Origin of the sequence: Candidatus Nitrospira neomarina (assembly GCF_032051675.1) — a bacterium.
Classification (GTDB): Bacteria; Nitrospirota; Nitrospiria; order Nitrospirales; family UBA8639; genus Nitrospira_E; species Nitrospira_E neomarina.
Genome location: NZ_CP116968.1, coordinates 2,437,142 through 2,448,702, shown reverse-complemented (window position 1 = coordinate 2,448,702; position 11,561 = coordinate 2,437,142). Strand labels below are relative to the sequence as shown.

The 11,561-nt window shown below is 49.9% G+C and carries 9 protein-coding genes; 6 read left to right on the top strand and 3 right to left on the bottom strand.

Translation table 11 applies throughout. The features are described 5' to 3' along the window. Positions 1-112 precede the first annotated feature (112 nt). On the bottom strand, positions 113-1,168 hold the full coding sequence (locus tag PQG83_RS10590; protein ID WP_312740680.1) for an SUMF1/EgtB/PvdO family nonheme iron enzyme: 1,056 nt from the start codon (positions 1,166-1,168) through the stop codon (positions 113-115). Between the two features lie 159 nt (positions 1,169-1,327). Then, positions 1,328-1,711, bottom strand: a complete 384-nt coding sequence (locus PQG83_RS10585) for a c-type cytochrome (RefSeq protein WP_312740678.1) — start codon at positions 1,709-1,711, stop codon at positions 1,328-1,330. Positions 1,712-2,437: 726 nt separating this feature from the next. Here PQG83_RS10585 and PQG83_RS10580 point away from each other — a divergent pair. The 6 genes from PQG83_RS10580 (at position 2,438) to PQG83_RS10555 (ending at position 9,936) form a co-directional block, all read left to right on the top strand. Continuing rightward, positions 2,438-3,337, top strand: coding sequence for a MerR family transcriptional regulator (locus PQG83_RS10580; protein WP_312740676.1), 900 nt, complete (start codon positions 2,438-2,440; stop codon positions 3,335-3,337). Between the two features lie 664 nt (positions 3,338-4,001). Then, positions 4,002-4,481 carry a cupredoxin domain-containing protein gene (locus PQG83_RS10575; RefSeq protein ID WP_312740674.1) on the top strand — a complete coding sequence of 160 codons (480 nt, stop codon included), beginning with the start codon at positions 4,002-4,004 and terminating at the stop codon, positions 4,479-4,481. A gap of 489 nt (positions 4,482-4,970) precedes the next feature. Next, positions 4,971-5,858: a formate/nitrite transporter family protein gene (locus tag PQG83_RS10570; RefSeq protein WP_312740672.1), complete on the top strand. Its 888-nt coding sequence runs from the start codon at positions 4,971-4,973 to the stop codon at positions 5,856-5,858. Between the two features lie 51 nt (positions 5,859-5,909). Next, positions 5,910-7,526: a ferredoxin-like domain-containing protein gene (locus PQG83_RS10565; RefSeq protein WP_312740670.1), complete on the top strand. Its 1,617-nt coding sequence runs from the start codon at positions 5,910-5,912 to the stop codon at positions 7,524-7,526. 101 nt (positions 7,527-7,627) lie between these two features. After that, positions 7,628-8,146 carry a TIGR03546 family protein gene (locus PQG83_RS10560; protein ID WP_312740668.1) on the top strand — a complete coding sequence of 173 codons (519 nt, stop codon included), beginning with the start codon at positions 7,628-7,630 and terminating at the stop codon, positions 8,144-8,146. Beyond that, positions 8,146-9,936, top strand: coding sequence for a TIGR03545 family protein (locus PQG83_RS10555; RefSeq protein WP_312740666.1), 1,791 nt, complete (start codon positions 8,146-8,148; stop codon positions 9,934-9,936). The genes PQG83_RS10560 and PQG83_RS10555 overlap by 1 nt, the downstream gene beginning before the upstream one ends. 19 nt (positions 9,937-9,955) lie before the next feature. Here PQG83_RS10555 and sthA read toward each other — a convergent pair whose 3' ends face one another. Then, positions 9,956-11,374 carry a Si-specific NAD(P)(+) transhydrogenase gene (sthA, locus tag PQG83_RS10550; RefSeq protein ID WP_312740664.1) on the bottom strand — a complete coding sequence of 473 codons (1,419 nt, stop codon included), beginning with the start codon at positions 11,372-11,374 and terminating at the stop codon, positions 9,956-9,958. Positions 11,375-11,561: the final 187 nt, after the last annotated feature.

The following is an 11,561-nucleotide window of genomic DNA, read 5'->3' as shown; positions in this document are numbered from 1 at the left end:
TTCTCGTTGAACTACTTGATTGTGCTTGCCAGCATAGGACGGCTCGCAAAGAGTGATGGGTGACGAGGCAGATCATGATGATGCTGCCTCGTCAGAATCTCATCCGAAATGCTTACATCTGCTTCTTGATGACCTCTCGGGTGGCCTTGTACTCCGCATTATCCGGGTCCTCCTGGAGGGCTTTCTCTATTGAATCAAGTGCATCCTTCCACTTTTCTTCTCCCATGCTGATCAGAGCATGCATGAAGTGATATTGCACGTACTGCTCCGGTTCTTTGGTGGCTGTTTTGGCACACCGGAATCCCAGGCCCACGCCGTAGCTGTTGTTCATAGGTTGATTCCAAAACCGATGCGTGGTGGTGACACTCGTGCCTGGGGCATTCCAAGACCCGCCGCGGATCACTCTCTTTTCACCGGTCGTGAGCCGATCAACATACAGACCGGTTCCCCCGAGCCATACCGGTTTTTCGGGACCCGTCGTATTCACGGTGAATGGGCCCTTCTCATAAAACCGGGGATCATACCAATCATAGACCCACTCGAAAGCATTCCCGGCCATATGATGGAGCCCATAGGGACTGGCTGCTTCAGGGAGAGAGTCGACCGGCATGGTGGAAGGTTGATTCCTTCCGAAATTGGCGAGCTTGGGGTCGAGCTGGTCTCCCCACGGATACCTGAGTCCCTGCGGCCCACGTGCTGCATTTTCCCACTCGGCCTCGGTGGGCAGGCGTGCCCCCTTCCATTCACAGAAGGCCGTTGCATCATTATAATTGACTCCCACTACTGGCTGATTAGGCTTGTTGAGACGAGGGTCGTCCCAGTAGGCGGGCGCAGGATGATTGGTGGCCTTCATGAATTCCTTGTACTCGCCATTGGACACTTCATATTTGTTGATCATATAAGAGCCCAACTCAACCTGGTGTGCAGGACCTTCATCATGGAAAGCTTCCGCAGACCAGGGTCTTAACTTCCCACCCTTGGCCGAAGTTGGCATGACCTTATCGATTCCCATTATGAATTTGCCGGATGGAATATGGACCATCTCGTTGGCGAGCACAGACCCGAATGACATGAGAACGGCCGGAACGATGAGTGCGGATGCGAACAATCGAATTTTGAGTTGATCGCCGACTTTTCTTGTTTCAGCGAGTGAGTTTTTGAACTTCATCACTTCATACCTCCCAGGTGGATCATAAAATTAATAATAGATTTCAATTGTGACACTCTGTCGCATGAACCGCCGGCCCGGCCTGCACATTACACACAGACATCATTACCTCCTTGCTCTCTGAATCCCTTTGTCTATCGGTCGATGTTTTATTTCGCCTCATTTTGAGTTATCCGGGCTGGCACCGGGTGTCTGCTGGGCCTCAGGATCCTCCCATTTGTCGGTTGCAGGATTATAGACCTGCCCCCTGAGTGCAAAGTTCCGTTGATAGGCAATAATCTTCCAGATCTCCTGATCAGATAACTTTTTGGACCAGCCCTCCATGGTAGTCATGGGAATTCCCTCTTCGATGCGCCAAAACCAGTAGGAATCGGAAAATCTCCTGACTCTTCTAGGATCAGTGAGATCAGGGGCACCTCTCTTGGTGGGTTTCCCATCCCTCCCGTGACATTTCGCACAATTCACGAATGGTTTCGTTACACCCTGATACAGTAGGCGACCTTCCGACAAAACCACTGAGTCATTCCACCATCCTTTTGGCATGTGTTTGTCGGCGTATTCAAGCGGAACGTCTAAGGTTGGTCGCGAAGAAGTGCCTCCTTGACCGCAGCCTATTATAAGGAATACGGCTAGGTAAGTGAAATATAAAAAATTGCTTCGCTGCATCATTATTGAGTCTGTGGATAAATTTTTGATTAGAGAAAAGTTCATGGCCGCTATTTAGAAATTGATCCGTAAATACAAAGGAAATTTTATTTTTTGAGATTTTTTGATCCGTGACTTCATAGATGAATGAAAATTGAATTTCTGTCTCCTTTACTTCGATTCATCCTTTTGAAATGACCTGCAGATTGGCAAATTGACGTCTATTCTTGGGCTTCGGCTGGGGCAGGGTCTTTGATAGTCGGTGCTTCATGATTACCGGGTCAATCACATCACCGCACTGGAGACACTTAGCCACTGGTATTTGAAAATCGCAGGTGCCCTCGTCTGGGGAAATGCAAAACGTGCTAACTAAGAGGCCCCCGCATCTCATGCATGTCGGTCGTGTTCCAGGGTCGGCAATAGATCCGTCAATTGAGCCAGTGTTCTGGAGTGTGATTTGAAGATCCATTTTAGCACCTCCCTTAAAAGATTGACGTAATTGAATGATCATTCATTAATGTTTGTCTATTGTATGTTTAAAGTTTTATCACTTAGTATAATGTTTGTCAAGTGTTAATGTCTAAATTTTTGACATACATTAGACTCTAATTGTATTTTCTTAGAATGGCACTGTATAGAATTCAACGATTTTCAAAACTTACGGGAATTTCGACACATGTGATACGTGCTTGGGAAAAACGTTATGGTTTAGTAGATCCAACTAGGGGAGCCAATCGCTATAGGCTCTACAAGGATGAAGATGTTCGACTGTTCAGATACCTGAAATCACAAGTCGATCAGGGGATGAGTATCGGGCAACTGGCAGAGACCGGCCGGGAAACACTCCTCAGGCTAGCTCAACAGGACTGGGTGAGATCCGCGGCTGAGACACCGCATTCCGAGGGCCTCATCTCCGAATTGATTCAGGCGATCCAGGAGGGAAATCGGCTCATCTTTCAGCGAAAACTGAATGGCGCATTGGCTGTCATCCCGTTTGAGGAAGCGTTGCACCGATTCCTGCTTCCTCTACAGGAGAGGGTGGGCCAGCTATGGCATGACGGCGTGATGGGGGTCGCCCAAGAGCACTTCGTCTCAAACCAGGTCAAGCAGAAAATCTTTTCGGCCCTGAATCAATTTCAATTATCAGAGGGAGATCCGCATGTGGTTGTGGCTTGTCCGGCCCAGGAGTGGCACGAGATTTCGGCCATGACGGCAGCCTACCTCTGCGCGGTGCGTGGATGTCGCGTACACTATTTAGGGGCCAATCTTCCGATTCCCGAACTGGCGAAATTCTGTGAACAGTTCCGCCCATCGTATGTTCTCCTTTCCCTGACGGTTGACCGTACCCTCACGGAGGCCAGGATGATGGTCAAGGAATTAACTTCACTCGTTAAACCCCTCGCACCCATTGGCGTAGGCGGACAATTTGCGCAAGCCCATTCCTCTCTCTTTTTGAATGAAAAAATCACGGTCTTTTCAGACATGTCATCCCTTGATGCCTTCGTACACTCTCTTCCTCACTAAAGAGTTTTCTTCATCCTCAGTATCAACTTTTTGATGGCTTTTCCCGTGCAGCAATTTCCTTACTGATATTTCTTCTTTTTCTCTCTCTTTCTCTCCATCTCTCGTTGGACATGCTTTGGTTTGCCAGTCTGTGCATTCATAATCATGGCGATGGAATCCGGATTTCATGATCAGAGTTCAATTTTCAAATGCGTTGGAGAACCCGATAGTCATTTCTGAACTTCAGAAGCAAACCAAACAGTTCCGCAATCATGAAATCACGCTATAAATTTTCAGGGGAGTGGGTCCTGTAATTAGACCGAACTTCTGGCCTTTTAGAAAATGGAGAAAGCAAAAAAAGATGCGTTGATTAATGACTGAGCTGGGCTCCTTGGCGGCCGGAACGGGTAAGCAATACATCGAAAATTAGGTAATGGAATGGCTTGAGGCTGATAGAGGACAGAGTGAATTTTTCTTCTCAATCTGAACGAGTTTCCTGTCTAGGGTTTCAGAGTAAAAATACGTATAAATAAATTATGTCTAATGTTTTATTAAACATTGTTTGATGTTGTGGAATGTTTGACAGTAAATTGGGGGTATGAAGAAAGTTAAGGGAGCTGAAGTGGAGAATTCGGTTATCCCCAACCTTTCAAAAATTTATCACTCACAACCCACAGGAGGACTTATGAAGAATTTCCATTTAAACAGTTCCAAATTATTACTTATGGGAACTCTCACTCTTGCCATGGCTTTTCCGGTTCTGGCGGCCAAGGGGCCGACCACAGAAATTGTCATGAAGGGGAATGGCTATCACATTAACACCACTGGCCCATCCGGCACATTGACCCCGGGGTTTACTATGGATGCCGGCATGACCAACACCATCACCTTAAAAAATGAAGATATGACCCCCCATGAATTTGTCTCTAAGTCCTTCCAGCACATGGATGTGGAGGTATCTGGGGAGGCCGAGATGGTGAAGGACGGGGCCGCTAGCGGTTGGAAGATTATGCCGGGGCAAACCGTGGTACTTAAAGTCACCCCCAAAGTGGGGGAAAACTTTGGAGGCAGCTGGGATGTCTTCTACTGCCCCATCCACGGAAAGGGCAGTATGAGGGGTGAAGTGATTGTCGCAGATTCCAGGACTGGGACCGGCGCCTTCTAACCTTCAGACTAAATGGCAATGAAAATGGGGTCTCTGGATCACATCAATTCAGGGGCCCTGTTCTCTTTATACCTTCGATAGGTGTAATTGATTCAACCCTATGGGTCTGCCCCATATTTGACATCAGTTTGGTTGTCTGATAAAAATATCAAAAAGTGACGATGACGTCGCTTTTCAATTTACATGAAGATTTTGGACAATGGGCGTCCAATTCCTGAGAGGGGATTGGGCGTTTTTTTTATTTATTTTAGTCGAATGCGAAAAATGGGTGATGGGTCGACGGAACTGACACTTTGAATCGACAATCTTTCTAAACGAACGGTTTAGCCATCAGGTAAGAAACAGCATTCATACTCCATCATTCGAGGAGCGAACGGTGGGGAAGGTGGCAAAGGCGCCACTGCCCGGGCAAGGCGGAAGAATCCGACCGTAGCTCAGGCAGTTGGCGCTTTTTTTTTGACAACCGAACACCTGGTTAAGGAGAACGTCATGCATACGGTGGATGTCGAACGGATGGTTCAACTGGCAGAAAGAAAAGTGGGGTACTTCCGAAGCAATCCCATCGGATACCTCGTCTTATCCGCCCTGGCCGGCATTTATCTCGGGTTTGGAATTTGTTTGATTTTTAGTGTCGGAGCTCCATTCTGGGCCGGAGGTTCTGCCGGGTTGAAACTTGTGATGGGCGTGTCATTTGGCATTGCGCTCACCCTCGTCATTTTTGCGGGATCGGAGCTATTTACCGGAAACAATATGGTGTGTGCCCTTGGTGCCCTGGCGAAAGCCATCACGATGAAAGAGGTCGGGCTGATTTTTTTCTGGTCGTTTGTGGGTAATCTCGCCGGATCATTGGGATTGGCCTGGTTGGTCGCGTATTCAGGGGTGGTGGGAAAGGCCCCGCAAAGCGATCTATTGCTGCACGTGGCATCCCTTAAAATGAATCTATCGATGGGGGAACTGTTCATTCGGGGGATTCTTTGCAACTGGCTTGTGTGTTTGGCGGTGTGGTCGGCTGCCCGCACGACCAATGATGCCGCCAAGATCATGCTGATTTTTTGGTGCCTCTTCGCGTTCATCGGAAGCGGGTTTGAACACAGCATTGCGAATCAATCGCTCTTAGGAATCGCCTTATTCCTTCCCCATGGTCCGGAGGTTTCCTGGGCCGGGTTTTTCTGGAATCAGATGTGGGTGGTATCCGGAAATATCGTCGGTGGGGTCGTGTTTATGGGAGGTGCTTATTGGATCATCAGTCCTGTGCGTGGGTGGATCAGGAACACAGAAAGGATTGTGGAAGGTGTGGCGCCTGAATCGTCACGGCCCATACATCTACCAGCAGAGGGGAAAATATTGTCTCAGCCCCTAGCTGTTCGGAGAAATTAGATAATATCAAGGAGTTTGACCAAATCGAGAAAGGAACGGGAAGGGATTCTGATGAATAAGATTGAAGTGCTCAAGGGGGAAAAAGACGGCTTGGACATCAAAGAGGATATTGCCCGATATGCCGAATTAGGGTGGGAGGCGATCCCGGATGAAGATATTCAACGGCTGAAATGGTATGGATTATTTTTGCGAAATCCCACGCCGGGATACTTCATGATTCGCGTGCGGATTCCAGGAGGAAGAACCACGTCGGTCCAGATGCGCACATTGGCGCACCTCGCGAACACCTTTGGAAACGGCGTGTTGGATCTGACAACCCGTCAGCAGTTTCAATTACGCCATATGAAGATTGAGCATGTACCGGAAGTGTTTCGTCAAATGGAAGAGGCGGGCTTGTGCTCGTTGCAAACCGGCATGGATAACGTCCGCAACATCATGACGTGTCCCGTAGCCGGGTTGACGCCGCAAGAACAACTGGACGCCACGGATCTGGTCAAGCGGCTCACAGAAGAATTGGTAGGGCATCGGGCCTATTCGAATCTTCCCAGAAAATTTAACATGGCGATTACCGGCTGCCTTGACAATTGTTTACATCTTGAAACACAAGATCTGGCTCTGGTGCCCGCGACGGTCGAGGGGGAGGGCAACGCGATCACCGGATTTAATCTGTTGGCCGGAGGCAAACTTGGATCCGGCGGGTACCGCATTGCCACCCCACTTGACGTGTTCGTAACTCCCCGGGAAGTCGTGGCGGTGACAGGAGCCATCCTTCGCGTCTTTCGGAATCATGGATGCCGGGACTCCCGCACCACTGCCAGACTGGCGTTTTTGTTGGATGACTGGGGCGAAGAGCGGTTTCGTCTGGAAGTTCAGCGGGAAGTGGGATGGGAATTATCACGAGCGGGGACCGATGTACGGAAGTCGTCCGTCAACGATCATATGGGTGTCTATCGGCAAAAGCAGTCAGGCTTAAACTATGTGGGGCTTAAAATTCCCGTCGGCCGGATTCAGGCGGATGATTTACACGGAATAGCCGGTCTGGCTGATACCTACGGTACCGGGGAACTCCGCCTGGCAGCCAATCAAGCGGTCATCATGCCCAACGTTTCGGACCGCGTGTTGGGAGACCTGACGGAGGAGCCTTTATTACAACGCTTTGTTTACAATCCCACACCGGTACAAAAGGGCCTGGTCAGTTGCGTGGGGAGCGACTACTGCAACCTCGCCGTGATCGAATCGAAAAGTCGGGCGGTGGAAACCGCCAAACGCATTGAAGCGATGATCGGCACGGAGATGAAGCCCATCACCATGCACTGGTCGGGATGTCCGGCAGGCTGCGGAAATCACCTTGTAGCCGATGTCGGTTTGTTGGGGAAAAAGGTCAGAATTAAAGGTCAGATTATCGAGGCCGTGGATATTTTTGTCGGTGGCCGTTCCGGCCCCGATCCCAAGCCTGCCATCAAATTATTAGAGGATGTCCCGTGCGATACCCTGGCGGAGGTCCTAAGCGGAATTCTTCCGTACCACTCTCGAGAGAAAATGCATCGTACAAAGGCCAAAACCATCAATAAGCGTAGCGTATCTCGGCGGCCCATTGATCCAGAAAAGACAACAAGCAAAAGGAACGACACCGCGGCTACGTTACTTACCTCACCAAGTATGAATTAAGTTCCAATCTGTTTGAACTTTTCTGCCATTTATCGGGTAGACGTAGCACGGTCTCAACGCTATTCTGATATTATGTCCATATTACCTGCCTTTTAAAGGACATGATTAAGCTTCTTGCCAAACTGCTCCGCGTTCTGAATTCAGAAACCGATCCAGGGCAAATTTCTTTGGGATTGTGTTTTGCGATGATCGTGGGGCTCACCCCATTTATGAGCTTGCACAATCTCTTTGTGGTCCTGCTGGTATTGGTTCTGCGTGTGAATCTATCGGCTTTTCTGTTGGGGCTGGCGCTGTTTACGGGGATTGCCTATCTGCTTGATCCGCTCTTCCACCGGCTTGGGTTGGCTGTTCTGACCGCTCCGTCCCTGGCAGATCTTTGGACCTCTCTCTATCAATCGGTGTGGTGGCGACTGGAGCATTTCAATAATTCTATTGTGATGGGCAGCCTGGTGTTTTCCGTTGCGATGTTCGTTCCTGTTCTTCTGCTTTTGAACCTCCTGATACGTCGCTATCGCCAACATGTCATGGCCTGGGTTCAGAAAACACGGATCATGCAAATGTTTAAAGCCAGTAAGTTGTATCAGACCTATGAAACCCTTTCGTCATGGAGGCCAGGCTGATGACGAAATGGATTCGGTGGTGGGGGCTTGGGGCATTTGTGGTGTTTGCGGCCATTGTGTGTGGTGTGTGGATATTTTTTGTGGATGAATGGGTGAAAGGTGCAATTGAAAGTGCGGGGACCAAAGCTGTGGGAGCCAAGGTGGAGGTCGATGCGGCCGATCTCAGCCTGTTTCCGGCAGGACTCTCCTTGACCGGACTGCAAGTGACAAATCCCAAGATGCCCATGACGAATGCGGTGGAAGTGGCCACGGTGACGATGAATCTAGACGGACTGAACCTGTTTCGAAGAAAAGTCATTGTTGAGGAAATGACTGTGGAAGGGGTTCGATTGGATACTCCCCGAACCACTTCCGGCGCCGTTCAGCCGGTCTCAGATGTGTCTCCTGAAGAGGAGTCCGGGATGTTTTCTCTTGCTCTTCCGGCTCTGGAAGTGCCTGACGTGAAAAAAATTTTGGAGAACGAAGATCTGGAAACTCTCCGGTTGATTGAAGCGCTGAAGGGGGATATGCAGCGGGAACAGGAAGCGTGGGAATCACGACTGAAGAATTTACCGGGAAAAGCTCAGCTGGCCCAATATGAGGAACGCGTAAAAAATTTAAAAAAAGCGGGGAAGGGTGGATTGGAAGGCTTGCTGGGAGGAGTTGGCGAAGTGCAAGCGTTGAAGCAGGATATTGAACAGGAAATTGAATCTCTCACAGGCGCCAAAAAGGATTTTGAAAAAACGATGGCGTTGTTCCGTACTCGGTTGAAGCAGATTCAAACCGCACCACAACGGGATATTCAACATCTCAAGGCTAAATATAATTTGTCTCCGCAAGGATTGGCCAATATGAGCCAAATGCTATTAGGACCTCAGATTAGTTCGTGGGTTCACCAGGGGGCGTTTTGGTATGCGCGAGCGAAACCGCTTCTGGAAGGAGCAAGGACCGTGGGTGGGGAGGATGGTCCTCAGGTGGACAAGCCTTTGCGGGGGAAGGGCCTGGATGTGCATTTCATGGAAGCGAATCCGCTCCCGGACTTTTTGATTCGTTTGACGAAGGTATCAATCGATTTAGACTTAGGGGAGTTGGCAGGGACTGTTCGCAATATCACCACCGATCAACCGACGTTGGGACAACCCACGACATTCGCTTTTTCCGGTGACCGGTTAAAAGGAGTCCAGTCTGTTGCATTGGAAGGGGCGCTCAACCACGTGGAGCCCGCCGATTCCAAGGATCAGTTTATGGTGCAGGCGAAAGGATATGAACTCACCGATCTCGCATTATCCAAAGATGCCAAATGGCCGGTTACCCTGACGAGCGGGATGAGCGATATCAATGTGAACACGGAACTCATAGGCCAGGCCTTGACGGTTCATGGCGCCGGGAATCTTCGTGGCCTTCACCTGTCTGCAGGAAGGGAGGATGATCCCAATCCTTTGACTCAAGCGCTCAGCTCTGCCGTGACTGATATTTCCCAGTTGTCTATTCAGGCCGATGTGACGGGGACATTGGACCAGCCTGATGTCACGATATCCTCCGACCTGGATCGTATTCTTCAGGATGCGGCCGGCAAGATGGTAAATGAATTGGCTGCGAAGTTTGGTGCTGAGCTTCAGACGGCCATCTCGGCGAAGATTGCAGAACCGATGCAACAACTCAAGAAAAATTTATCCGGGTTTGAACGAATTGCCGGTGAGTTGACGGAGCGGGTCACGCAGCATAATGAGGTGCTCAAGAGTCTTCTGGAAAAAGGTCTTCCCAAGAAAGGCCTAAAGGATCTTCCCGGCGGATTCAAACTTCCGTTTTAACTGTGACCTCAAATGTGTATTATATTTCACAAAGCTTATTGTAGGCGTCCAAGGCTGCCACTTTGTAGCATTCCGCTAGCGTTGGATAATTGAAGACTGTCGTGAGGAAATATTCCAGCCCCCGTTCGGTATGAAGGATGGCCTGTCCGATGTGAATCAGCTCGGTCGCTCCAGTCCCGATCACATGCACACCCAATAGCCGGTGATCTTTTCGATGAAATAACAGTTTCAACATGCCGTTCGGATCCCCCAGAATTGTGCCCCTTGCGATTTCGCGGTAACGGGCGACTCCCACCTCATACGGAACTTTTTCGAGCGTCAGTTGCTCCTCTGTGGCTCCCACCATAGAAATTTCCGGAATGGCATAAATACCAACAGGAAACAGGTTCGTCATCGGTGTGGCTTCCATGTCGAAGGCATAGCAGGCCGCTAAACGGCCTTGCTCGGAAGAGGTGGCTGCCAGACTTGGAAAGCCGATGACATCGCCCGCGGCTAGAATATGCGGGACAGTCGTGCGATAGTGCGAATCGACTTGCAGACGGCCACGGGCATCCACGGACAATCCGGCTTTTTCGAGTTGGAGTGTTGATGTGGATCCTGTTCGTCCGACGGAATAAAGGACCAGGCCTGAGACCAGTCGTTTTCCGGAGGCCAAATGAATCACGACTTTTCGGGAAGGTGTGGTCGCGATTTCTAACTTTTCGACAGTTTCACCCAGTCGAAAAGTCACCTGGTGATTTCGCATCTGATAAATGAGTTCATCGACGATTTCGCTATCCAGAAATTCCAGCGGTCGGATTCGTGAATCCACAAGGGTGACCTCGACGCCAAGTACGCCTAACATTGAGGCATATTCAATGCCGATGATCCCGGCTCCAACCACGGTCATGGTTCGTGGAAGCTGTTGCAGATGGATGATGCTATCACTATCGAGAATATATTGGCCGTCAATGGCAATGTTGGGTGGAGGCGTTGGTATGGTCCCCACGGCAATCAGAATGTGGGCGCTCGACAGGGTTTGTGAATGTTGGTCGGTCTGAACCAAGAGGGTATGAGGATCCACAAAGGAGGCTTCTCCTTGTAAGAATTCCACATCGTTTCTTCGTAATTGATCGTTGATCACCTCACCTTCGATGCGAATGACTTCCGCCACGCGAGTGATCAGTTGCTCGGCCGTGGGTCGTATTTTCGCGGTGTCCGACAGACGACCCCAATGTTGCTGGGGTCCGGTAAAGGACAAGACGGCTTCACGAAAGGTTTTACTGGGAATGGTTCCGGTCTCTAAACAGGAGCCGCCGCCGACACGCTTCTTTTCAATCACCGCCACGCGTTTTCCTACTTTGGCTGCTTGAATGGCCGCCCGTTGTCCGGCCGGTCCGCTACCGATACAAATCAGGTCGTATTCAAATGGTGAAGGTGGCGTGATCTGGGAGCTCATGATGAAAAAACGAAGGAGGATGCTATAACAGGTGATCGCTCAGAGCATAGCGTGGCAAAAGAAAGAAGTACAGGTCAAGCTACTTCTGGATCCTGATAGCCGCATGCTTGCTGTTGGGTACATAAGACTGTCTGAGAAGGCTTCCGCCCGCCCGTGCATGCATTGATGGCCGGTGGAAATCTGGCTT

Coding starts and splice junctions, on each gene's coding strand:
- PQG83_RS10560 (WP_312740668.1), top strand. CDS start 7,628: ATGATTAAGCTTCTTGCCAAACTGCTCCGCGTTCTGAATTCAGAAACC.
- PQG83_RS10555 (WP_312740666.1), top strand. CDS start 8,146: ATGACGAAATGGATTCGGTGGTGGGGGCTTGGGGCATTTGTGGTGTTT.
- PQG83_RS10575 (WP_312740674.1), top strand. CDS start 4,002: ATGAAGAATTTCCATTTAAACAGTTCCAAATTATTACTTATGGGAACT.
- PQG83_RS10565 (WP_312740670.1), top strand. CDS start 5,910: ATGAATAAGATTGAAGTGCTCAAGGGGGAAAAAGACGGCTTGGACATC.
- PQG83_RS10570 (WP_312740672.1), top strand. CDS start 4,971: ATGCATACGGTGGATGTCGAACGGATGGTTCAACTGGCAGAAAGAAAA.
- PQG83_RS10585 (WP_312740678.1), bottom strand. CDS start 1,711: ATGCCAAAAGGATGGTGGAATGACTCAGTGGTTTTGTCGGAAGGTCGC.
- PQG83_RS10590 (WP_312740680.1), bottom strand. CDS start 1,168: ATGAAGTTCAAAAACTCACTCGCTGAAACAAGAAAAGTCGGCGATCAA.
- PQG83_RS10580 (WP_312740676.1), top strand. CDS start 2,438: ATGGCACTGTATAGAATTCAACGATTTTCAAAACTTACGGGAATTTCG.
- sthA (WP_312740664.1), bottom strand. CDS start 11,374: ATGAGCTCCCAGATCACGCCACCTTCACCATTTGAATACGACCTGATT.